Origin of the sequence: Affinundibacterium flavidum, assembly GCF_014284175.1 — a bacterium.
GTDB classification, from domain to species: domain Bacteria; phylum Pseudomonadota; class Gammaproteobacteria; order Burkholderiales; family Burkholderiaceae_D; genus Undibacterium; species Undibacterium flavidum.
Genome location: NZ_JACOGA010000017.1, coordinates 1 through 25,379, shown reverse-complemented (window position 1 = coordinate 25,379; position 25,379 = coordinate 1). Strand labels below are relative to the sequence as shown.

General features: G+C 46.4%; 15 protein-coding genes and 1 pseudogene. 5 read left to right on the top strand and 11 right to left on the bottom strand.

Annotated features, from left to right (window positions below; translation table 11 throughout):
- Nucleotides 1–188: 188 nt before the first annotated feature.
- From H8K55_RS16855 to H8K55_RS16845, 3 genes are all read left to right on the top strand, one after another.
- The gene (locus H8K55_RS16855; protein ID WP_186943233.1) at nt 189–3,347 is read left to right on the top strand and encodes an amidohydrolase family protein; all 3,159 of its coding nucleotides are present in this window, start codon (nt 189–191) and stop codon (nt 3,345–3,347) included.
- On the top strand, nt 3,347–4,789 hold the full coding sequence (locus H8K55_RS16850) for an amidohydrolase family protein (RefSeq protein WP_186943232.1): 1,443 nt from the start codon (nt 3,347–3,349) through the stop codon (nt 4,787–4,789). Before H8K55_RS16855 ends, H8K55_RS16850 begins: the two co-directional genes overlap by 1 nt.
- Nucleotides 4,790–4,980: 191 nt before the next feature.
- Nucleotides 4,981–7,869: a GGDEF and EAL domain-containing protein gene (locus H8K55_RS16845; protein WP_222612512.1), complete on the top strand. Its 2,889-nt coding sequence runs from the start codon at nt 4,981–4,983 to the stop codon at nt 7,867–7,869.
- A gap of 218 nt (nt 7,870–8,087) precedes the next feature.
- Here H8K55_RS16845 and H8K55_RS16840 read toward each other — a convergent pair whose 3' ends face one another.
- Nucleotides 8,088–8,465, bottom strand: a complete 378-nt coding sequence (locus tag H8K55_RS16840; RefSeq protein ID WP_186943231.1) for an energy transducer TonB — start codon at nt 8,463–8,465, stop codon at nt 8,088–8,090.
- Between the two features lie 546 nt (nt 8,466–9,011).
- On the opposite strand from H8K55_RS16840, the gene H8K55_RS16835 reads away from it, so the two are divergent.
- On the top strand, nt 9,012–9,704 hold the full coding sequence (locus H8K55_RS16835; RefSeq protein ID WP_186943230.1) for a hypothetical protein: 693 nt from the start codon (nt 9,012–9,014) through the stop codon (nt 9,702–9,704).
- An 86-nt stretch (nt 9,705–9,790) separates the two neighbouring features.
- Here H8K55_RS16835 and H8K55_RS16830 read toward each other — a convergent pair whose 3' ends face one another.
- Nucleotides 9,791–12,214, bottom strand: a complete 2,424-nt coding sequence (locus H8K55_RS16830) for an alpha/beta hydrolase family protein (protein WP_186943229.1) — start codon at nt 12,212–12,214, stop codon at nt 9,791–9,793.
- A 693-nt stretch (nt 12,215–12,907) separates the two neighbouring features.
- On the opposite strand from H8K55_RS16830, the gene H8K55_RS16825 reads away from it, so the two are divergent.
- On the top strand, nt 12,908–15,646 hold the full coding sequence (locus tag H8K55_RS16825) for a TonB-dependent receptor (RefSeq protein WP_186943228.1): 2,739 nt from the start codon (nt 12,908–12,910) through the stop codon (nt 15,644–15,646).
- 138 nt (nt 15,647–15,784) lie between these two features.
- Here H8K55_RS16825 and H8K55_RS16820 read toward each other — a convergent pair whose 3' ends face one another.
- The 9 genes and pseudogenes from H8K55_RS16820 to H8K55_RS16780 all read right to left on the bottom strand — a co-directional run.
- A complete protein-coding gene (locus H8K55_RS16820; protein ID WP_186943227.1) occupies nt 15,785–17,110 on the bottom strand; it encodes an aminotransferase class III-fold pyridoxal phosphate-dependent enzyme in 1,326 nt (441 codons plus the stop codon).
- A gap of 18 nt (nt 17,111–17,128) precedes the next feature.
- Nucleotides 17,129–18,157 (bottom strand): phosphotransferase, encoded by a 1,029-nt coding sequence (locus tag H8K55_RS16815; RefSeq protein WP_186943226.1) that lies wholly within the window; start codon nt 18,155–18,157, stop codon nt 17,129–17,131.
- A 461-nt stretch (nt 18,158–18,618) separates the two neighbouring features.
- Nucleotides 18,619–20,145 carry an L-piperidine-6-carboxylate dehydrogenase gene (amaB, locus tag H8K55_RS16810; RefSeq protein ID WP_186943225.1) on the bottom strand — a complete coding sequence of 509 codons (1,527 nt, stop codon included), beginning with the start codon at nt 20,143–20,145 and terminating at the stop codon, nt 18,619–18,621.
- A 213-nt stretch (nt 20,146–20,358) separates the two neighbouring features.
- Nucleotides 20,359–20,820, bottom strand: coding sequence for a GNAT family N-acetyltransferase (locus tag H8K55_RS16805; protein ID WP_186943224.1), 462 nt, complete (start codon nt 20,818–20,820; stop codon nt 20,359–20,361).
- Between the two features lie 18 nt (nt 20,821–20,838).
- On the bottom strand, nt 20,839–21,738 hold the full coding sequence (locus H8K55_RS16800; RefSeq protein WP_186943223.1) for a 5'-nucleotidase: 900 nt from the start codon (nt 21,736–21,738) through the stop codon (nt 20,839–20,841).
- 18 nt (nt 21,739–21,756) lie between these two features.
- Nucleotides 21,757–23,007: a cysteine desulfurase-like protein gene (locus H8K55_RS16795; protein WP_186943222.1), complete on the bottom strand. Its 1,251-nt coding sequence runs from the start codon at nt 23,005–23,007 to the stop codon at nt 21,757–21,759.
- A 138-nt stretch (nt 23,008–23,145) separates the two neighbouring features.
- Nucleotides 23,146–24,291 (bottom strand): NnrS family protein, encoded by a 1,146-nt coding sequence (locus tag H8K55_RS16790; protein WP_186943221.1) that lies wholly within the window; start codon nt 24,289–24,291, stop codon nt 23,146–23,148.
- Nucleotides 24,292–24,502: 211 nt separating this feature from the next.
- On the bottom strand, nt 24,503–25,048 hold the full coding sequence (locus tag H8K55_RS16785; RefSeq protein WP_186943220.1) for an REP-associated tyrosine transposase: 546 nt from the start codon (nt 25,046–25,048) through the stop codon (nt 24,503–24,505).
- 223 nt (nt 25,049–25,271) lie between these two features.
- Nucleotides 25,272–25,379 (bottom strand): annotated as a pseudogene (locus H8K55_RS16780) (IS110 family transposase); the annotation flags it as partial.

Below are 25,379 nucleotides of genomic sequence, written 5' to 3'. Positions count from 1 at the left end.
TATGTCCAAAAATGCTTCTTGGCAATATGCCGAGAGAAAGTTTGATCGGAACCCAGTTTGTTGTGTTCGATCGGGATTGAGATCAAATTTAAGATCACACCACTATTTTAAGAATTAAAAAAATGGCGCCGAGGACAGATGACGGTATCTGAGACGCGGCCTTTGTTGCTTCAAGTTGAGGAGACTATATGCAAATTCGTTGGCGACTAAAGCCTATTTCCGCAGTGATGTTGGGCACACTTAGCCTGCTATCTGCCTATGCAAGTGCGCAGGTGGGTACTGCCAGAATTGAGGGATTACACGAAAATAATCCGCGCTGGCACGCGTTGACAGGCGCACGTTTGGTGTTGGCACCAGGTAAAGTGGTAGAAAACGGCACCTTAATCATGCGGGATGGCGTGATTGTCGCGGCAGGGGCGAATTTGTCCGTGCCCGCTGGCGCTAAGGTCTGGAAACTGGATGGGCGCACGGTGTATCCTGGATTCATCGATATGGCAAGTAGTGTTGCGGTACCCGCAGGCCTATCGCCAGCAGCACCCGTTGGCCCTGCTTCGGCGGCACGTACTGTCGCGCCACGTGTAGTGAATGGTCGTGCCTTAGCGAGTGAAAACCCGCGCGTCCGGCCTGAACAAGATGTATCAAATCAATTAGAAGTGCGTGCAGATGAAATCAAAGCCGTACGCGAATTAGGCTTTACGACAGTATTGGCTGCACCTGGCGCGGGAATCTTTCGTGGACAAAGTGCGCTGATTAATTTGAACGGTAGCGACAACGCGAAGTCCTTGGTGTTGAACACGCGCGTAGCACAACACATGGCAAACGAACTCGAATCCGGACGTGGTGCAGCTTATCCAAGTTCATTGATGGGTGTGATCGCACAAGTGCGCCAGACCTTCTATGACGCACAGTGGTATCAGCGTGCTACAGAGTCAAAAGTAAAATCAGAACGGCCACAGTTGAATGATTCATTGGAAGCCTTGAAGCCAGTATTGGCAGGTCGCCAGCCAGTTATTTATGCTACCGATAATGAACAAGCGTATCAACGTGTTGCAAAGATCCGCGATGAATTTAAGTTGCGTGTGATTTTGCAAGGCAATGGCTATGAATATCGCCGTACTCAGCAATTAAAGTCAGGTGGTATGCCGGTGATTGTTCCGCTCGCGTATCCTAACGCGCCAGAAGTCGAGAATCCCGATATGTTATTGGATACTTCTTTAGAAGCGATGCAGCACTGGGAACAGGCACCGTCAAATCTGGCAATGCTGGATAAAGCGGGTGTTGAATTCGCGATCACTCCGGCAGGTTTGAAAGATGCCAAGAAAGATTTTTGGATGCGCTTGCGTCAAGCAATACGTCGCGGCTTGAGTATCGATCAGGCACTCGCTGGGTTAACTACGACACCGGCAAAATTACTTGGAGAGCAAAAACGTCTGGGCAGTTTGACTCCGGGTCACTTAGCCAATATTGTGGTTGCCAGTGGCGATATGTTCAGTGATGACAAAGCAAATATTGAAATCACCTTTGTTGACGGTAAACCATTCGTCACCGAAAACTATAATCGTTTCGAACTACGCGGCAGTTGGACTGTGAATGCAGGTGGTAAGACGCAAAGCTGGAATATCACTGGCCCAGCGGCGAAACCAATGTTGAATATCGACGGCGTCAATGTCGATTTGACCTTGCGTGATAATCAATTGCTAGCACGCTACGGCGACACTGCGATTGTCGCAGAAGGTCGTGGCGACAGCTTGACGGGGACGCTACAACAAGGTCAAGAGAAAGCCGTAGTATGGACCGCCAGCCGTACCAAGGCAGCGAATCCAGACACAACGCCAGCTAAAGCGGAAAAAGCAGTCGCCGCCTGGAGCAATGTCTATCCAGCGGGACCATTTGCAGCGCAGACACCAAATCGATCAGCCGCAGTATTACTTAAAAATGCGACGATATGGACCAGTGGCAAAGCGGGCAAACTTGAGCAGGCAGATATGCTCGTAGTCGATGGAAAAATCAGCGCGGTGGGCAGCAATCTGAAAGCGCCAGCCAATGCTGAAATCATCGATGCCAGCGGCAAACACATCAGCCCGGGCATTATCGATGCACACTCGCACACTGCGATGATGCAGGGGATCAATGAAGGTACCAGTTCCATTACTGCGGAAGTGCGCGTGGCGGACGTAATTGACGCCAGTAGCATCAATATCTATCGTCAACTGGCAGGTGGTGTGACCACGGCGAACGTCTTGCACGGTTCGGCAAACACGATAGGCGGGCAAAATCAAGTCATCAAAATGCGTTGGGGCTCGGATGCTGAAGGCTTGAAATTGGAAGGCGCGTTCCCAGGGATTAAATTTGCCTTAGGTGAAAACGTTAAACAGTCGAATTGGGGCAATGATGCAACTGGTCGCTACCCACAAACGCGGATGGGTGTTGAGCAAATTTTGCGTAGTGGATTCTTAGCTGCTCGCGCTTATAAAGAAGAACGTGAAGCATGGCGTAAGTCTCCTTCCACGATGGTAGAACCACGTCGCGATTTGCAGATGGATACCTTGGTGGAATTACTCGACCGTAAGCGCATGATCCATATTCACTCTTATCGTCAAGATGAGATTCTGATGTTTGCGCGGATTGCGAAAGAATTTAATTTGATGGTAGGTACTTTCCAACACGTGATGGAAGGTTATAAAGTCGCTGACGAAATCGCTGCCTTAGGTGCAGGTGGTTCGACCTTCTCCGATTGGTGGGGTTATAAAATGGAAGTTAGCGATTCAGTTCCATTTAATGGCGCTTTGATGCACAAAGCGGGCGTTGTGACTAGCTTCAATTCGGACAGTGACGAGTTGGCGCGCCACCTCAACACCGAAGCGGCAAAAGCGGTGAAATATGGTGGTTTGTCTGAAACAGAAGCCTTGAAATTCGTCACTTTAAATCCTGCCAAACAATTGCACATCGATGACAGAACCGGTTCCTTAGAAGTTGGCAAAGACGCTGATTTTGTGATCTGGAATACCAGCCCTTTATCGACTTTCAGCCGTGCTGAACAAACCTGGATTGAAGGTCGTCGTTACTTTGATTTGGCGGCCGATGCGCGCTTGCGTCAGCAAGCTCAAGAAGAACGTCAACGTATTGCAGCTAGTGTGATCGCGAATCGGACAGCAGCGCCAACAACACCAAATGCGAAGCCGAAAGACGCTGTTGCGGAAAAAATGAGCGCACCAAAAACAGCCGCAGAAATGTTGGAAGCGAATCGTGTGTATCTGGAGTTACAACATTGGATGCACATGTTGAGCAAACATCGCACTGGTTATTGGATGGGTGCAGAAGAACATGAATGTACAGGAGAAGAATGATGATGAACTCATTGAGTAAATTCTCCTCTTTACCGTTCGTACAATTAACCTCGAATCCAAATTCTATGATGAAGAAAACTGTATTAACTCATTGCGTGCAGCGTGCGAAGATCAGCACGGCAAGCCTGATTGCTATGAGCATCTTGTCTGCTTTGAGTGGCTTGACTCAAGCCTCAGATAATGTACCAGCGGCAGCGCAAAAAATACCCTTGGTATTTAAAGGCGCGACCTTGCATACGATCAGCGGCGAGAATATTCCGAATGGCAGTATGCTGATTGATAAAGGCCGCATCGTTGCGCTTGGCAATCAAGTGGCAATACCCGCCAATGCCAAGGTGATCGATGTCAGCGGTAAGCACATTTATCCGGGCATGATTGCCGCTAATACGGTTATGGGTTTAGCTGAAGTCCAGTCTGTGCGTGCCACGCTTGATTATGCGGAGGCAGGCGCAATCAATCCAAACGCCCGTGCTTTGGTTGCGGTGAATCCAGATTCAGAATTGATCACTACGGCACGTGCCAACGGCGTGCTCGCTAGTTTATCGGTGCCGAATTCACCCGCTGGATTAATCAATGGCACTTCCGCATTGATACAAATGGATGGCTGGACTTGGGAGGAAATGGCGGTGCAAGCAGAAGTGGGTTTGCATATCACTTTGCCGAATTTGCGCTTTAATCCTGAATTATTTCCAGCGCCATTTGATACGCGATTAGACGAAATTCGTAAATCTAGTATGCAGCGATTAAAGATGTTGGAAGATGCCTTCGATGCGGCGATTACTTATCGTGATGCACGCGCGCAAAACGATGGCACGCAAATCGATGTGCGCTGGGAAGCGATGCAAGCTGCTTTAGCTGGCAAACGGCAAGTGTATTTTCATGCGCAAGACGTCAGTCAAATTCGCTTTGCTTTGAATTTTGCCAAACGCTATAACCTGAAAGCGGTGATTGTTGGTGGCGCCGATGCACCAGTCTTGGCAGATGTATTGAAGCAACAGCAGGTACCAGTAATTGTGACTGGCATTCATAAACTGCCTATGCGTCGTGGTGCTGATTACGATGCTTACTTCACGGTTGCTGCAAAGCTTGCGCAGGCTGGGGTGCAATTTTGTATCGCGCGTAGCGGTACCGATGATGACGCGCCGAATGAACGTAACTTGCCTTACGAAGCGGCTGTTGCAGCGACTTTTGGTTTAGACTCGAATGAAGCTTTGAAAGCAATTACTTTGTACCCTGCGCAGATTCTTGGGATTGCCGATAAACTGGGTTCTTTAGAGGCGGGCAAATTGGCGAACTTTTTCGTCTCCACGGGTGACCCTTTAGAGACGACTAGCCAGGTTGAGCAGGTCTACATTCAAGGCAGAGGAGTGGATATCAGCACCAAGCAATCGCGTTTGACTGAAAAATACCAGCAAAAGTATCTACAAAAGACGCAGCCTTAAAGTTGTTGCCTATGTCTTAATAAAACTTGAAGCGTTTGCAGAAATGCTTCAAGTTTTTTATTGATTGCCTCAATCCCGCCGCATTTCTGACATCATTTCTAGCATCATTTCTTGGTCTGTGAGAAACTCTTACGTAGATTCTCTGTTCTATGACCTGTCACAAAGTCGATTCACCTATGCTGAAAAGAACGATGCCAAATACACTATTGAATCTGACGAAAATTATTAATGAACCCAGTTTGCATCATGTCTTTTCTGAATGCTTGAAGCTGATTTCGTTAGATGGTCGCTTACTGCAAATCAATGCTGCAGGTCTGAACTTGATAGAGGCAGATAGTTTTGAACAAGTAGAAGGCGCATTTTTAGATGAATTGGTTGACAATAAATTTCGTCCCGCTTTTTTAGACTTGCACACCAGAGTATGTAACGGCGAGCAATTAAGTCTGACATTCAAGATTACCGGATTGAAAGGGCGTTCGCTCTGGATGGAAATGCGTGCCAGCCCGGTGCGCGATCCCGCAGGGGAGATTGTTGCAGTTTTTGGCATTGCCCGTGATATCACACAGAGAAAAACCATAGAGCACGCGCTCAATGAAAGTGAATTACGCTTTCGTACATTAATAGAAACTATCCCACAGCAAGTGTGGACCGCCGATCGTGACGGCGGGATTACCTATGTGAACCAACGCGCCTTGGATTTTTTTAAGGTTCCCAAAGAAAGTATTTATGGGGAAGGGTGGGAGCAATTAATTCACACCGACGATCTTCCAGAGGCGCGCCGACGCTGGCAGTTATCTATCGCCACTGGTGACCCTTGCGAAGTTGAATTTCGCATGCGGCGCGCCGATGGTGAATACCGTTGGCATATTGCTTCCGCATTGCCTTTGCGTGACCAGAATGGACAAATATTGCAGTGGTTCGGAACCAATACCGACATATCGTTTAGCAAGAAAAATTCGATCGCGTTACAAAATAGCGAACGCAGTTTAGCGGCGGCGCAGGCGACGGCGAAAATCGGAAGTTGGCAGCGCGATTTTGTAGAAAATACAGCAGTGTGGTCCGCCGAAATGTATAGGATTTTTGGTTTCGATCCCAAGCAGCGACCACCATTAGTAGAGCAAGTTATTGCACGCGTACACCCTGATGATCAGGCGCAATTCAAACAGATGTATGACGTATACCTCCATGGCCAAAAACGATGCCAGTTAGATTTTCGCTATCCGAAAGAAAATGGTGAGGTACTGTGGATAGAAGCCAAGAGCGAACCATTGTTTGACCAGACAGGCAAAGTGATCGCCTTAACCGGCACGGCACAAGATATTAGTGATCGTAAGCGCATTGAACAAGATCTTGCGACATCGCGAAAATTGCTGGCCGAGTGTCAGGCAATTGCGCAAATTGGCGGTTGGGAAATTGACCTGCGTACCAGAAAGTTGACCTGGACTGAGGAAACTTATCGCATACATGATACGACGCCTGCAGAATTTGACCCGACGATAGATGCAGGCATCAGTTACTTCTTACCAGAGTCTAAAACTAAATTACTGGCAGCGTTGGAACGCGCTACGGAAGCGGGCGAGGCTTACGATCTTGAGCTGGAAAAATTTACGGTCAAGGGAAGGAAAATTTCGATCAGAACGACATGCAACGTGACTATGCATGAAGGTAAAGCTATACGTTTGACGGGTATTTTCCAAGATATTACCGAACAAAAATTGTCGCAAATTGCCTTGAAAAATGCTTACTCAGAATTAGAGCGTTCCAACGGCATGTTGGAACACATCGCTCATTACGATGCCTTAACTCACTTGCCGAATCGAGTACTGTTGGCTGATCGTATGCAGCAAGCCATGCATCAATGTCAGCGACGTGGCAATTCACTGGCAGTAGCGTTTTTGGATTTGGATGGTTTTAAAACTGTCAATGATCTTCATGGTCATAGCATGGGAGATGAACTACTTATCACTGTTGCTGGGCGACTACGCGCTGCCTTGCGCGAAGGCGATACTTTAGCAAGAATCGGTGGAGATGAATTTGTCGCGATCCTGACGGACCTAGAGCAAAGCAAGGATTGCGAGCCTGTGCTCAGTCGCTTATTGTCGGCCGCATCTGAACCGCTAACTTTGCACCACGTCGATTTGCAAGTCAGCGCCAGTATTGGCGTCACGATCTATCCGCAAGATGGCGTTGACGCTGAGCAGTTGTTGCGTCATGCGGATCAGGCTATGTATCTCTCTAAGCAAGCCGGTAAAAATTGTTTCCACTTGTTTGACATCGCGCAGGACGCCGCAATTAAAGTGCAGCGCGACGATTTAACCCAAATTCAACAGGCATTTCTACGGCGTGAATTCGTTTTGTTTTATCAGCCCAAAGTCAATATGCGGACTGGTGAAGTGTTTGGCGCCGAAGCATTGATACGCTGGCAGCATCCAACTAAAGGATTACTCTCACCCGCCAATTTTTTGCCCGCAGTAGAAAATCATCTGTTCAGTATCGAGCTGGGAGAATGGGTGATTGCGACGGCATTGGCGCAGATGATGCAATGGCGGGCGTTGGGTTTGGATATTTCGGTCAGTGTGAACGTCGGAGCATTGCAGTTGCAACAGGCGGATTTTACGCAGCGCTTGCAAACACAGTTAGCAGCCTATCCGAAGTCATTGATCTCAAAATTGGAATTGGAGATTTTGGAAAGTAGTGCGCTCGACGACATTGATCAGGTTTCACAAGTGATTCAGACTTGTCAGTCTATGGGTATCGCTTTTGCATTAGATGATTTTGGTACCGGTTATTCGTCACTACGCTATTTGAAACGCCTGCCTGCGCGGATACTCAAAATTGATCAAAGTTTTGTGCGTGATATGTTAGAAGATGAAGGCGATCTAACCATCATTCAAGGGGTAATAGGCTTAGCAACTGCGTTTCATCGATGCGTGATCGCGGAGGGTGTCGAGACCACTGCGCATGGTCGAAAACTATTATCGATAGGCTGTGAGAAAGCGCAAGGCTATGGCATTGCCCGACCTATGCCAGCGGCTGATATTCCTGATTGGGTAAAAAACTGGCGTACCGATTTCCTGTGAAAATTGCCAGTCACTAGTACAAAAATCAGCTAGTACAAAAATTAGTTAGTACAAAAAACTAAGCAGGCAAAGATACTACTTTGCCTGCTTGTTTTTTTCTACTACCGCCTTTTAGTTTTTTTGTGGCTTGATGGCTTCGTCGCTTCACCGCCTCGTTACTTTGTTGCGCTGTTGCTCTGTCGCCTTATCGCTTAGCCACTTGTTCCCATGTTGTAAACCTATTTGATCATCCAGGCAAATGTCACTAAGCGTGAGGCTTTGCTGTCGTTTGATGCGCTGGTATTGATACTATTCGTGGCAGCGAAACGGCAGCTTTTCAGCGCTGCCAATGATGCACGGTCAAGTTTTGCATGGCCGCTGGATTCTTCGATTTTCGCATCCACGACATTCCCACTGGCATCGGTCGTGAAACGTAATTTAACGGAGCCTTTTTCGTCACCACGCAACATGCTGCCATCGTATTCAGGGGCGCTGCAAGTATTATTCGTCCATGGATTCGAACTCTCACTGGCACTAGCGATGAGGCTTGAGCCTGCCAATAATGTAGCTAATATTGTCGAGAATGCGGTACGAGAGAAATGTGTTGAGGTTTTCATAGCTGCTCCATTTAGGTTAAGAAATAGGACGACTTCACGACAACTTTTGGTTGTGAATAAATAATTCTTCAAAGTGTTTTACCTTGCTGAGTCTACACACCGGTATTGGCAGGGTCAGCATTGTTTAGTCCACATTGAGAGAAATATTGATCGAAATTGCGAAGCCGATGGAGTCAATATACGTGCAGAATTTAATGCAGCGAAATTGCTATTTCGTATGAGGATTATTCTCAAATCGTATATCGTGCACGTAGATTTTTGCATGCAATTTCTTGGTGCGAAATTGGCCAGTGTTGATTTTCAAATTCACGAAACTGGTGCGAATTTTTAACGGAATCACTTCACTTTTCTTACTTTGGAATGTTTTGGTGCACAAATATTTTTGTGTTGAAACGGTAGATTTTGTGTTTTTTTCGGTACATTTTTCATAAACATGATTGGAAATGTGTATCTCCGTTCAACATTGATGCAGATTTTTTGCTCTGACATGGTAGGCTGGAAATCGAAACTAAATTAAAAAAATGAATTTGAAACTGAAAATCAGAAGTGCATAAGCAATCACATCCTTGGCGCATCACGTTCGCCGAACTCTTAATCTTGATCTTTGCCTTTGGCGTCGTGGCAGTCAAATCTTATCGCGTGGTAAACGATTTCAGCCGCATTTCCCTGCAAGGTGAACTCAACTTAAATAGTGTGGCGCAAATTCAAGCCGCACTCGCGATGAATCCCGGTGTCTTTAATACTTTGCAGTTTGAAGACTCACCCGGTGCTGGTGCGGCCGCCACGATTATTTTGGACAAGATAGAGGTACTGATTAATCGTCATCAATTGCGTACCGAAGCGATAGGGCGTTGCGCGTCGGCCTGCGCAGCAGCTTTCTTGTTGGGATCAACTCGCAGCTTGCTACCAACTAATGATCACACACCGACATTTCTGATGATTCATGCGATACGCAATCACCGTACGCGCGAAGTCAACTATGGAAAAACGGAAGTCGTGAACAAAAAAATTGCGAGTAAGAGCTTAGGTAAATTTCCCTTGTCACTGTTAAATCGAATTTTTGACGACAAAAAGGGAACGGGCGATGGCGAGATTTACATTTACCGTGAGCCGCAACGTACGCCTAAGGGCAAGCATCAAGTCTTTGTATGTGATGGGGCGCCGCATCGATTGATCAGCGAGTGTGATCCTGTTCCTGGGGTGACGCCAGAAAGTTTGGGCATACAAGTACGTCCATAAAGCGGCTTAATTCAGCACAAAAAAATCCCGACATTGATCTGAGTTTGATCTGAGCTTCGGGATTTTTTTGTTTGATCACACTGACATTATTTCTTCAGACATTTTTCCAGAAACTGATCTTGCTCCCACAGTAAATGCAAGATGTTTTCTTTCGCAGCGTAGCCATGACTTTCTTTCGGTAAAATCACCATCCGCGCCGGTGCACCTAAGCCTTTCAAGGCTTGGAAATAGCGTTCAGTTTGTAGAGTGAATGTACCAGGATTATTATCCGCTTCACCATGGACCAATAAGATCGGCGTTTTCATTTTGTCGGCATTCATGAAAGGCGACATCTTGGTATACACCTCAGGGCTTTCCCAATAATTACGTTGCTCACTTTGGAAACCAAACGGTGTCAGCGTACGGTTATAGGCACCGCTGCGCGCAATACCACAAGCAAATAATTTGGAGTAGGTCAGCAAGTTCGCCGTCATAAACGCACCATAAGAATGGCCACCGACTGCCACGCGCTGTCTATCGATGTATCCAAGCGCATCGACCGCATCAATTGCCGCTTCTGCATTGTCGACTAATTGCGGAACGAAATTGTCGTTAGGTTCGGTTTTGCCTTCACCAATAATTGGAAATGCTGCATCGTCTAACACCGCGTAACCACGCGTTGCCCAATAGATGAAGGAACCGTAACTTGGTGCCGTGAATGCGTTTGGATTATGTGTGCTTTGGCCTGCAGAATCTTTATCTTTAAATTCAGCTGGATAAGCCCAGATCAATAAAGGCAGTTTTTCTTTCTTTGTTTTGTCGTAACCGGCTGGTAAATATAAAGTGCCGGATAACTGCACACCATCTTTTCGGTTGTACTTGATGACTTCTTTCGAGACGTTTTTCAAACCTTCATACGGATTCTTAAATTGCGTAATCGGTTTGAGTTGATTATCTTTGATGTTGCGGAAGTAGAAGTTAGGGTAATCATTTTTTGATTGTATCTGCACCAGCACATCACCCTTGGCCACATCTTCTATCGATTGAATATTTTCAATTTTATCGGTGTAAGTAGATTGGTAAACACGGGTTTTTTCCAGCGAGTCGAGATTCATTGCATCGATGAACGGGAATTGCCCTTTTTTACTATGGCCTGCGCCAATCAAATAAGCTTTGTTGTCTTCAATGGCTAAGACGCGGCGATCATATTGATTGCGTTTGGTTTCGAAGCGACCTGGATTGGCGTAAATGTCTTGTGAGTTTCGGTCAAACACCAGACGTGGCTTTTCGTTCGCATCAGAAGGATTAAAGAAGTAAGTTTTTTCATTGCGCGTGTCATACCAGCTATCGCTGATGATCGCAATTTTGTCGTTGCCCCAGGTGATGCCAGCGTAGCGTTGCGCTGTTTTGACCAAGGATTTTGGTGCTTGTTCAAACGGTGCATCCCATTGGAAAACCTCGTCGCGGAATTCCACTTTCTTGGCCGGATCACCACCATCCAGCGCGACCACATAGCTCAGACTGGCTGTTTTGTCTGCACGCCAGTTCATACTGCGTTTACCTTCACGTGTTGCACTAAAACCTTTAGGCATGGTTTCGGTGAGCGGAACTTCGTTGACGGTTTTGATTATTTTTCCGGTCATATCCGTGATCACTGTTTTACTTGGGAAGCGACTCACAGGAACAATGTAGGAGAATGGTTTTTGTATCGTGCTCAGCATCAAATATTTACCGTCTGGTGAAAAGCTTTCACCCGCAAACATATCGGCTTTTTTCCATAGACTGCTGGTGCCATTGATATTGACTTTGTGCAGTTCGGAACTGGCAATGTTTTCGAAATTGATTTCGTCATTGCGGTTTTTTAACAAATCAGGGTAAGTCCGATTTTGCGAAACACTGCCGCCCGAATTCGAGATAATGGCACCCGTTGGCAAGTCTTTGCTGGCATCGAGTAAGGCAGGGCGATTCTTTGGCAAGAATTTTACCAAGAGACTTTCACTATCTTTAAACCAGATAAATGGCGCGTCAAGATTGGCGTTGACTGTTGCGGTACTTAATTTTTTTGCCTGCGCGGTGGCGACATCAATCACCCACAATTCCACACCTTTGTCAGTAGTGTGTGTGAAGGCAATTTTCTTTTCATTTGGCGACCAACTGATATTCGCGATCAAAGGATTTTGCGGCAAACCTTTAACTTGTTGTTCTACGCTGTCGCTGACTTTGCGCAGCTTGAGATTGTTTAGATAATTGGTGGAGCTGGAAATGTTCGTGACAGGATTGATACGCAAGCCACCAAGGCGCATTTCGGTTTGATTGAGTTCTGCCAGCGTCTTGTAAGTATTACGATAGCTGAGCAACATCATCTGCTTCTTAGAATCCATGCTGACTGCAGGAGCGCGGACTACGTCAGCCAATTCTAAAATGGATTGTGGTGGTTTTTGATAGGGAAGATTTTCTTGAGCAAGTACCGAGCTCGTTATATTGATGCTGGTAATACTAGCGAGAATTAATAAGTTTGTTTTTATTTTCATTCTGATTCCTGTTGATGTAATTGTGATGATGAGCCAAGTTCTATAAAGAATAAAAAATTTTGAAATTAATTTTTCATTGTCTTTGATTATTTGATATATTTCAGTAAAAAAAGTTTCGTTAAAAAATATTTTATTTATTAATGGTGACTTCGTTGTATTTTATTGCAATTAAACTACGTAAAAATAATTTAAATATTTTTCCAGCATATCAGTGACATGTAATCAAAGTTTTTTTGTGGAAAAGTGCGAAGAAACAACACTGTAAAAGAAAATTTTTTTCCAATTCGAATATTATTTTTTTATTTTCTGGTTATTCGCTACTTAGTCGATATTTAACAGAATATGCAAAACTTTATTCTGTATATATTTATATGTAATAAGGAGAGTGTTAATTAATCAGCAGTTTTTCATGTAAATGCGCGATAATCCCGCCGTTGATTTTATTTGATTTAGGACTTACGCAAAATAGAAGCTGACAAGATGCTGGTGTCTTTGTGCAATTGTACGGTCAGCTTCATGCTTGACCAGTGCAATTTTATGTAAGTCCTAATAAATTAGATGTTTGAGATTGACACGCTACATAAGAGATGAAATGTTTTGATCGCGCATAAAAGGTTGTCGGATTTTGCTATGTACGAAAGCGGCCTATCTCTAAAGTGCACACATGTTTGTTAAAATTTATGGAGTTTATCGATGTTATTTCAAGAAAAAATGGGAGTGCGCGCAGTTCGTGTTGCACTTACCGTGTTAGCAGGAGCCAGTTTATTGGCTGCCTCAGCACAAGCACAAGACGCTCAGCAAACCGACCAGGCTCAACGTGTGGTTGTTACTGGTTCAAATATTAAACGTATTAACCTGGAAGGTGTTTCTCCGGTTACGACTCTTACTAAAGAAGAAATTCTTCGCTCGGGTGCAACTTCGGTACTTGATGTTATGCGTAACCTGACTTCCGCTGGCGGTAACGGTGGTGAATACGCAGGAAGTGGTTCATTCCGTAATGGTGCAACTGAAGTTAAACTTCGTGGACTTCCAACACTCGTTTTGTTGAATGGACATCGCTTGCCTATGTCTGGATCAGATGAGTACAGTGGTTCTACTTCTGTTGATTTGAACAGCATTCCACTTTCCGCGATTGAACGTATTGATATCCTTAAAGATGGCGCATCCGCTATTTACGGTACTGATGCTATTGGCGGTGTAGTTAACTTCATCTTGAAGAAAGACTATAAAGGTCTCAATCTTGATGCAAGCTACGGCCAAACTGCTAAAGGTGACGGTGAAACATCTAGAGTAGCTGTCTCTGGTGGCTTTGGTGACCGTGCCACTCAAAATTTCAATGTTACCTATTCTGCGAGTGCTGAAAAACGCACTGCTATTCGTGCAGTTGATCGCGCATGGACACAAAACGGTGATTTCACGAATAAAAATGGTGGTTTGATATTTGGTGGCGTCTACGGTGCAAACGGTACTGATCCAGGTACTTTGTCATTGGGTGGCTCACAACGTATGCCAGATCCAGAATGCGCTAAAGATCACATCAAACCATATCCAGATGCACCGGAATGGTTTGCTGCACCTAATCGCAATGCTTGTTTTTACGCTCCAGGTGAAGGAATCAACTTGGTTGCACCTATTACCCGTTACGGCGCGGTAGTAAATGCAAACTGGGACATTTCCCCGACGATGACCTTAGCAGGTAACGTGTTCTATAACCACTTCGAAACACGCAAACTCTCATCACCTGCTTGGATTCAAGATGCGAATCGCTTAGGCGTGCTGCTGGTTCCTGCCAATAATAAATTCAATACCTACGGTGTTCCTGTTCGTGTTCGTCGCAATTTCCAAGCGGCTGAGGGCGGCACAGGTACGGATGTCAATACACTGTCAGCAACATTAAGTTTGATCGCGCAGGTAAATGACTGGGAATTGACAACTACAGTTGGTCACGGTCAAGAAAAAGGTAATACGCGTATTTATGGCAGTTTTATGCATGATAAATTGCAGCAATATCTTGCAGAGGGCAAATATAACCCATTCGGTGGCAATCACAATTCTGCGCAGGTTATTAGTGAGCTGAGTGCTGATCATCACACCAACACGTCTACAGCAACCGATTTTGCTAAATTCAATGCAACGACCGAAATTGGTAAATTGCCTGGTGGCCCAATTGGCGTCGCGGTTGGTGCAGAATATAAACGTGAAAAATTGGAATATGATCCGTCCCAAGCTTGGCGCGATGGCGCAATTGGTATCTATTCTGTTTTGCGCGGCATCAATGGTTCTGAGTCTTTGTCAGCCGTCTACGCAGAAGCTAATTTGCCAGTGCTAAAAACATTGGAAGCAAATATTGCGGTACGTCACGACAGATACGAATCTGCCGGTAATACAACGAACCCTAAAGTGGGCATCATCTATCGTCCGTTAGACACGTTCATGTTGCGCGGAACTTATAGCACGGCTTTCCGTGCACCTACATTATCTCAACAATTTAATGATGGTCGAGGTGGGTTTGGAAGTTCAAGAGATCCTAAGCGCTGCTTACCAGGTAATGTTCATTTTGGTCAATCTTGTGACGGTTCCGTATTGTCACTTTTGTCTGGTTCAAAAGATCTCAAGCCTGAAAACGCGAAGATGTTCAATCTTGGTTTTGTCATTGAACCGATCAAAAACACTAGTTTTGGTTTGACATACTGGAATATCAAGTGGAATGACCGTGTTGAGAGCTTGGACAATGACACAGTCTTAGCAGGTGAAGATGGTCCATACAAAGGCAATGTCACGCGTTATGACATCAGTGACGACGATCGTACTTTCTATGCAGCCTTGAGCGCAGCTGATAAGGCGAAGATCGGCCCATTGGTAGGTAAGTTGAAAGAAGTACGTGCGGGCCTGATTAACCGTAGTAAAGTTAAGACAGATGGTTTCGATGTTGACGGTAGCGTTCTGTTGAAAACTGATACCAACGGTAAATTTAAGTTCTTCTCAGAAGCGACTTTCACACGTCATTACGATTTCTCTCTGTTGCCGGATGATCCGTATATCAACTGCCCGAATAACACTGCTTGCGAAGCTGGAGAATACGGTACACCACGTGTATTGGCAAAATTGGGTGTTAGCTGGGATAAAGCGGATTGGTCAATGACTACAGTCGCAAACTATACTGGCGCATTTAAAGTTGATCGTTCCCCAACGTTGACGAATAATAGCTATTACGACCAATATGCAGAAGGACTGAAAATCAATAGCAGCACGTTGATTGATGTGTCCGGTTCTTACTCTGGTTTTAAAGACTTGACATTGCGTGCAGGTATCAATAATTTGTTCAATAAGGATCCAGCCTTTGATCCAGCAAGTTCATTGGGATACAACTCAAGCTGGGGTAACCCACGCGGACGTTATCTCTATGTGTCTGCAACTTATCGCTTGAAATAATTGAGGCGTTAATGTAAAAAACCCTGTTCGACGTGAGTTGAACAGGGTTTTTTTTGTTGCGCTGTAATAGGGGACTTAATAAATTCCGATTAATATCGATCGCTTTTCAAAACGCAAGTTCAATCTTGAAGTGCATATTTACCCTCGCAGGCATGTGAATGCTTGATCCAGTTGTAGCAAGAACTCTTTCGCATTTTCCATACTAAACACCATAGGCGGTTTTAGCTTCAAGACATTGTCGTATGGCCCATCGGTTGACAGTAGTATGTGATGGGCTTTTAGAAATTCAATCACCGCATTCGCTTCGGCTGTTGCGGGTTCTAAGCTGGTGCGATCCTTCACTAATTCCACACCTATGAACAAACCCGTACCACGCACATCACCAATTAAGCCGTGGCGCGATTTCAATTCATTTAAACCTTGCATGAGAAAATCACCGACTTGTTTGGCGTGTGCTTGTAAGTGTTCCTGTTGAATGACATCCAAAACCGCGAGGCCAATTGCACAGGACACGGGATTGCCGGCAAAGGTGTTGAAGTATTCCATGCCGGTGATAAATGCTTGCGCAATTTCGGGACGAGTGACTACCGCGCCCATAGGATGCCCATTGCCTATAGGTTTGCCCATGGTCACAATATCTGGAACAACGCCTTGTGCTTCAAACGCCCAGAAATAATCACCTGCGCGACCAAAGCCGACTTGCACTTCATCTGCAATACAAACTGCGCCAGCGGCGCGTGCATGGGAGTAGGCTGCTGGTAAATAGCCTTTGGGGAGGACAACTTGACCGCCACAACCTAAGACTGATTCACAATAAAAAGCGGCGGGCTTTTCACCGCGGGCGTGGATCGCTGCAATCGCGCGTTGCAGGTCCTCTGCATAATGTGCGCCAGCTTCAGGATCATCTTTGCGGAAGCGACCACGATAATCGTCTGGGATTTCAGCGACTTGAATATGCGCCGGACGACCGCGCCCACCTTTACCGTCAAACTTGTAGGGGCTGAGTTCTATCATGGTTGGCGAATTACCGTGATAGGCATGATCGACCACGATGATGTCATTCGCTTGGGTATAGGTTTTGGCGATACGTAAAGCGAGATCGTTTGCTTCGGTGCCGGAATTGGTCAGAAAAACGACGGACAATTCGGATGGAAAAGTTGCGCTTAGCCGCTTCGCATATTCGACGATATTGTCATGCAAGTAGCGTGTATTGGTATTGAGTTGTGCCATTTGCGCCTGACCAGCGGCGACGACCGCCGGATGGCAATGCCCGACGTGGCAGACATTGTTCACCATGTCGAGATAAGCATTCCCATCTTGATCATATAAATAAGCACCTGCACCGCGCACCATTTTTAGCGGTTGTTTGTACGACATACTTAAAGTGGGATTTAAGTGCTTGCGACGCAGTGCGATGATGTCTTCTGGGCTGCGATTGGGAATAGGGGCGACAGTTGTGGGCATGATGGGCTATCGGTGAATTTAAAGTACGCTTAAAAATAAGTGCTGTAATTCTTGGTAATTCATAGCATCGAGTTGACGTATCAGGCGACGCACACCTTTTTGCGAAACCAAAATGTAATCATTGGCGGGATTGTGGCGATAAGCACGGGTTGCCATCAAAATGCTTTGACTCAATCTGGCCATGATTACGTGATACATAATCTGGATTTCTTGCTTACTCAAAGGGTATTGCGATTGATAGCCTTGTAGTATCGCCAGCATGCAATCTCGTACTGCTTGATCCTCATCCACATGCTGCAAGGCATACACGATAGTGATCGCGAGATCGACGATGCGCAGGTGACGGCACATGTCGCCAAAATCGATAATTGCGTTCACATGCGGTTTTGGATCTGTCACATTGGCGGCGACGATCACATTAAAATCATTGGCGTCATTGTGGATTACCGACATTGGTAACGTCCGTTTCCAAGTCGCTTCATGTTCGGCAAAATAATTGGTATGGCGCGTTACCAATTCGCGTAAATCGTCTTCTGCAACATGAATGATTTCATCTCGTAAATCAGGTAAGTTACTGATGCTCCAGTCCACATATCTGTCCATACTCGCATGCTGAAAATCTTGTAAGCCACGATCCAATTTAGCGATCGCAATGCCTAAACTGGTTTGCAGGTAGGTATGATCGATATCTTCACGCACCGCCACATTCGCATAAATATCCCCTTCAACAAAGCTAAGTAAGCGCATGTGGCAAGCCTGACCGCTGGCAGTGGTGTACGGCAAAATGTGCTGACCAGATCCGGTCAACATCACTTGTGGCAACGCTAGGTCGGGACAAGTTTTGGCAAGATGCAGTAGGGCTGCGTTTTCGATATCGAGATCAGCATACGACCAGTTGGGGTTGGCAATTTTGAAGACATAATTACCTTGTGGTGTATGGATTTTGAAATTGCGGTCAGCGTAAGAGGGAAGTTCTTTGGCGATGCCACTGAGGTGCCAGTGTTGCTCGACTAGGGCTAATGCTTGCGCTGGGGTGATGGTTTGCATTGTTGGTTTACTTTTGGTGTTACTTGAAATGTTCGCACTTCGTAGAACTAAGCCGGGGGTGGCCCGGCAGCCACTTCCTTTTCTTTGCTTCGCCAAAGAAAAGGAAGCAAAAGAAAGGCGACCGCAGACTTGCCCTTCGGGTGCTTACGCTACGCTTCAGCATAATTTGTGCATGTCAAAAAATGGGGAATTGCGAAAACTCGCTTCCCTTGCAGGGCGCATTTGCGCTGCTGAGCGCAAATCGTTTCGCGGGCGAGGCACATGTGCCTCGAAGTCCCCGCTACACCTGAAACATTCGCAATTCTTATCCCATTTTCTGCCACACACAAATTACATCGTCCCCAGCGGAAGAAGGGCGCCACCCAACGATTACACAAATTTCAAACGCTTACTTGGAATTGAAAACAATATCCCCCACGTACTCTGCGGTTCAAGTTTTTAAACGACTTCTCTATCAAATATTAAATATCAAAACTAATACCCTGCGCCAAAGGTAAAGAATGGCTGTAGTTGACCGTATTCGTAGAACGACGCATATACGCTTTCCATGCATCCGATCCAGATTCACGACCGCCGCCGGTATCTTTTTCGCCGCCAAATGCACCGCCAATCTCTGCGCCTGACGGGCCGATGTTGACGTTGGCGATGCCGCAGTCGCTGCCGACGTCTGACATGAATAATTCCGCTTCGCGCATATCGGTAGTGAATATGCTGGAGGACAAACCTTGTGGTACTTCATTGTTCCAGTTGATCGCTTGCTGTAAATCGGTGTAGCGGACGACATACATAATTGGTGCGAATACTTCGTGATGCATATGCGCTGTCTGGCTAGGCATTTCGACGATAGAAGGACGTACATAGTAGCCCGACTCAGCGCCCGCAACGACAACGCGCTCACCACCAAAGACCTTGCCTTGGTCTGCTTTTGCTGCAGTCAATGCAGTTTGCATTGCCTCGTAAGCGGCCTGATCAACCAACGGACCGATCAGTGTAGATTTTTCTAAAGGATTGCCGATAGGTAGCGCTTCGTAGATTTTCTTTAAACGTGGTACGAGCGTATCGTAAATACTGTCATGGACAAATAAGCGACGCAAGGTCGTGCAGCGCTGACCTGCAGTACCGACGGCAGAGAAGGTAATCGCGCGTACCGCCATTTCCAGATCAGCACTTGGAGCAACGATCATAGCGTTGTTGCCGCCTAATTCTAATATGGTACGCGTCAAACGTTTGGCACATACTTCGGCTACCTGACGTCCCATACGTGTACTGCCGGTGGCAGATACTAGGGCGACACGTTTGTCTTCTACCATTTGTGCGCCAGTGTCACGTGCTCCTATGATCAATTCAGCTAAACCTTCTGGTGCATCATTTCCAGTAGCACTAGTCGCATTGAAACGTGCGACAGCTTTCATGAATAAGGCATGGGTAGCGACTGCCGTTAAAGGTGTTTTTTCGGAAGGCTTCCAAGTCACACTATTGCCGCAGACAAAGGCAAGTGCTGCATTCCAAGCCCAGACGGCAACCGGGAAGTTAAAGGCGGAAATCACACCCACGACGCCGATTGGATGCCAGACTTCCATCATGCGATGTCCCGGACGCTCAGAGGCAATTGTCAAACCATATAATTGGCGCGACAGTCCCACCGCGAAGTCGCAGATGTCGATCATTTCTTGCACTTCACCCAAACCTTCTTGCAAAATCTTGCCCGCTTCTAAGGTCACGATTTGACCTAAGGCAGCCTTGTGCGTGCGTAATTCTTCACCGAATAAACGGATTAATTCGCCACGACGCGGTGCAGGCACTTTACGCCACTCCAGAAAGGCGGCGTGGGCGCGGTCAATTTTTTGCTTTACTTGATCTGCTGTGTCGGCACGCAAGCTCATGAGTGGCAAGCCATTAATTGGCGAAATACTGTGTAGGTCTTGTCCTTGATAGTCAGCGACATTAACGCCGAGATCGGCGAGTAGGGTGTGGATGTTGGTTGTCATATTATTTCTCTATTGATTAATACCGTAGGCGGTCACAAGGTGATAGATGAATGTCATTTCTGGCAATTTAAGCACTTGAATTATCCTCTTGTATTCTAGTGTAGCCAATTCACTTTGAAGCAACAAAGGACATAAAGTTATGACTTGATGAAAAAAAGGAACCAAAGCCGAGTTTTGCTCCGGATTTCCCTAAAAATCGAGAATATTTGCTAGCTAGGTGGCTAGTGTTTTTGTCATGAAATAACTCAGTGGATCAAGTACATAATCGGCAAAAGGGCCGCATTCGACAAATCCGAATTTTTCATATAGTTTGCGCGCGTGTAAAAATTCGGTGACCGTGCCAGTTTCCAAGCTCAGACGTTGATAGCCGCGCTGTTCGGCAACTTTGACTAAGTGCTGCAATAAGTGTGCCGCAACGCCTTTACCGAGATGAGCGGTGACGGTGCGCATTGATTTGATTTCTGCGTGCAGAGTATCTAATTCCATCAACGCACCACAGCCTAATAATTCGCCATTTTTCCAAGCACTCCAGACGCTGATGTTGTCGCTTTTAAGGCTGTCGACGCTCAGCGCATGGCAGCTTTCTGGCGGTGAAATTTCCGCCATATTATTTAGGTGAAATTGAATTAAAGCGGTGATTTCCTTGCCGCTCAAATCATCGAGTTTGATTTCCATATTAAAGTCTTCAAATGATTATTGTTTATAAGGGACGCGACCTGTCGGCACCACGCTGGAGGCATGCATGCAATGTCCGTGCTGATCGTCAAAAAACATATGCGGCTTAAATGCCGCCAGCACCGCGGATTTATTCACGCCGCCCATGAAGAAGGTTTCATCAATCGCGATATTCCAAGCGCGCAAAGTGCGTATCACTCGTTCGTGTGCTGGTGATGAGCGGGCAGTTACTAGAGCAGTTCGCAGAGGTAAAGCACGACCATCGGGCGCTTTGAAATTATTTTGAATATATGAAAGTGCGACCAGCAAGCGGGCGAATGGGCCTTCAGGTAAGGGCTTTTTCGCATTCTCGCGCTCGTGTTGTTCAAAGGCTTCTATGCCATCTGATTGATAGATTTTTTCTGCTTCATCCGAAAAAATCACGGCATCGCCGTCAAAGGCAATGCGAATCTGATCAAGGTCAGCGACGTTTTCTGCCAATTGATACAGCAGTGCGGATGCGACACCAGCATTGATCGCCGCTTGTACATCGTCTTCGTGCAAGGACAAAAACAGACTGACATTAAAGGCTTGTAAGTACGGTGATAAAGAGGCACCGCCCGCTAAAGCAGCGCGACTGATATCTAAGCCGTAATGTTCGATAGAATTAAAGATGCGTAAGGAAGTCTCGGAAGAGTTACGCGACATAATGACGACTTCAACCAATCTTTTGTCAGGTGTCAGTTGATTAAGTTTGAGTAAAGCTTTGACTAAGGCGAAGCCAGCGCCAGGTTTGAGAATTTCGTTTTCATGCGCTAATTGATGCTGGCGATAAGCGTCTAATCCTTGCTGTTGGAAAATTGCTTCCTCCGCTTCCAAGTTAAATAGGGCACGTGATGAAATCCCAATAACCAATAATTTGTCGAGTGAATAGGGCATGGCTGGAATATCTTTACATTAAGGAATAATCGTGTTCAGGTGCGATATCAATAGCGCGATTTCTTCTACCGTATTGTAATGCGCAATCGATACTCGCACGACTCCACCGTACTGTTGCAGATTTAAGGCCTCGATCAAATGTCGCGCATAAAAATCGCCAAAGCGTATGCCGATATTAAATTGATCGATGTGTTTTACGATAGTTTCCGATTGCGTATTTTCTACGATAAAACTGATCGTCGGTACACGACTAGCGTCGCCTTCATGAACTTGCCGCATCCCGATGATGCGCACACTGGATTTCGAATTTAAGAAATCCAGTAATCGTTGCGCCAAATAATTTTCGTGTGCTTCAAATTTATCAAACGCGTATTGCATTAATTGACGGCGCTTGCCGCTTCCGCCAAATTGCTCACCCATCGCTACCAGGTAATCGGTGATTCCTTGGCAGCCGTACGACAATTCAAAATTCACATTGCCCGGTTGTAGTTTGTACGGCAGATTGTCTTCCGCGATAAAGAAATGATTTAAATTCGCGAGACTCTGCAAGAGCTCGAACCGACCCCACAATACCGCATAGTGCGGGCCAAATACCTTATAAAAACTAAAGACCAATACATCAGCGCCGCTGGCTTGTACATCGACTAGACGATGTGGTGCATACGCTACCGCATCGACGCAGACACGGCCACCAACCGCATGCACACGACGGGCAACTTCAGCAATTGGATTAATTGTGCCGAGTACATTCGATGCATAAGTCATCGCCAACCATTTGGTGTTGGTGCTCAGTAATTTTTCTAAATCGTTTAAGTCGAGTTGCAAAGTTTCTGGATTCACCTGCCAGATTTTGATGACGGCACCAGCTTGTTGCAGGCGCTTCCAGGCACCGATATTCGCTTCGTGATCCGTGTTTGTGAGGATGATTTCATCGCCTGCATGAACATTGGGCAGGATAGCCTGTATCAGTTGAAACATCAGACCCGTGGTCGAACCACCCATCACCACTTCACGATCATCCGCGGCATTGATGAGCTCAGCAATGGCTTGTCTGGCCTCTGTCACGCGTGCGCTTGCTGTGGTGGACGTTGCGTATGTCGCGCCTAGTTGTACGCTAGAGCTCAACAAATAATCATGAATGCGATTGGCGACACGTTTCAAGACCTGAGAGCCGCCAGCATTATCGAGGAAGATACATTGATTGGGAATTTGTAGGGCGGGAAATTCAGCACGAACCGCGCTGATTTCTTTGGAGGACAAAGCTTGCATGAGTAGGTAAATGCCAGAGTGGGAACGGGCATAAACATAACATGATTCCGGTGCATTCCGGTGCATATTGATGTTGAATGTGAAAACGCTATGGCACCGGATATTTGCACCGGATATTTCTGACTGAAGACAGTGCTATTAGCCGGGTTGGCCATCCGCGCGGGCATTCACATAAATCGGCAGCATCAAGCCCACCCAAGTCAGTAGCAATACCAGCCAGACGCTAGCTGACAGCGTCATCATCTGTGGAATCGCCGTCACGCTGGCAGCGACGCGCAATAAAGCAGCAACATGCAAGGCCAGATAAATCGCCCATAACAAATTGTTGACCTGCAAAGGACGGCCACTATGACCAAAACTCACACGGCTGACAAAGCCAACCAGCATGGTTCCCATAAAGCCCAAAGCTAATGCATGCACCATCGCAGAACCAATTTGCGCGCCAAATGCACTTGCTGCTTGCAATGCGAACACAATCGCTAGCCAGGCAAACGACAGATGCAACATCGCCAATAAGCGATTTTGCAAGCTGCGGAACAAACCCCAGCGCCACGAAGTATTTGCAAAACTTAAACTGAGTAAGCTGGCGATTAGGGCTTCAACAACATGCGCACCCAAAATGCCTGCAATCGCGAGTCCCCAACAAGCAGCGATCCAAGTAGCCAACAGCCAATAAGGACGCCACATCGCATAAGGCTTGATCACATTGCTGCTAAAGAAGGGCAACATACGATGACAGACCGTCAAAAACACTGGCAAGAGGAAGGCAAAGAAAGCGAGCTGACGTGCCGCAATCCAAGCATCATTCAGGCCTGCGCTCCACAAAAATGCGGAGATTATCGCTAACACGCCACCTGACATTGCCAGTAGCAAAGCTTGCGGATGGCGTTTATCTTTGACCTGACTATGAATCACCAGCCGCGCCCAACGCAAAGTCACCGCACACCACGCCGCCAACATCAGCGCAAAGCCCGACATACGCAGAGGTGGTAACTCCAAAGTCGAGGCGATCAAGACCAACACCAAACCACCAAAATAAGTACCACCATGCAGTAAGAAATTATGCGGAGGTTCATCCACTGCCAACCACTTTGGTCCAGCGGTAAAAGTGAAGCCCAAAATAAACAGAGGAAACACGCCTAAAGGCATCAACAAAGCGTGCAAAGGCACAGCCAAGCTGCGACCGCTTTGCACATGCAACCACCACCAAGAAAACAAAATCAAAACAGCAATGGCACCAAGAAAGAAATACAGGCGGTGAGGGGCGAGGGCTAGGCGTTTCATGACAGTGGTTGAACGATTAAATTACGACTAGCTTAATCTCAAACACCCAGTTGTGTATTGACCGAGAACAAGATATACACACAAGAGCGCAGATTCTTGAGATCGTTATCAGAATCCACGGATGCTCCCCGTAGGGTGCGCCGCGCGCACCACGTCTCAGTAGCGACTGGTGTCGGTGATTGCGATGATGTTTTGGTGCGCACGGCGCACCCTACTCGCCGAAATTAAATTTGCTGTTTTCGTCAGACGCCGCTCCCCAGTTGTGTGGCAATAGTCCAGTTTTGACATAGCGATGAAAACTGGAATAAGGCCAATCAACGACGTTGCTCACGTGTTGATGTTTCACAGGGTTCCAATGAATATAATCAACATGACGTTGGAAATCATTTTCATCACGGATTTGGTGTTCCCAGAATCTTCGTTGCCATAAGCCGCTTTCCCTTCGCTTGTTGCGGGAAATGGATAAATGAGGCGGTGGAACATTTCCAGCACATGCTTGAGAAACCTGCCGTTTGATCATGCCCCAGCGATTTGAGAATCGATGGTCATTGTTTGGCAAGGTCCAGATGCAATGCATGTGATCAGGCAATAGGACCCATGCATCGATAATAAATGGGTAATGAATTCGCGTTGATGTAATTGCCTCGCGCAATGCTTGACGAATTCGTTCTTCTAAAAAGACGGGTTTGCGTGCATGGCTGACGACGGTAAAAAAATAGCTCGCACCGGGAGTGTAGGCGCGTCGATAGTTGGACATGGCTTAATGCTAAAAAATATGAAGAGTGCTTCAATATTAAATTTTAGTCAATTAATATTAGTAATTTTACCTTGTACGGTGCGCCATGCGCACCAATGATTGAGCAAGGATCGACTTTGAGGACTGAGATAAAGATCTGGTGCGCACGGCGCGCCCTACGGGCTCAAGGCCGCCTGTAATAGGTTGGAGACTTAAGGATTTCTAGTAGATACTGTTATCCGAGTCAAGCAGAATGCAAGCTTGAATCGAAAGGCTTGCCGGATTTTAGTACGCCAAATGCGACATGAATGAGTTTTCTCATCATGGCACCAATAATGACCATGGGAGGTTT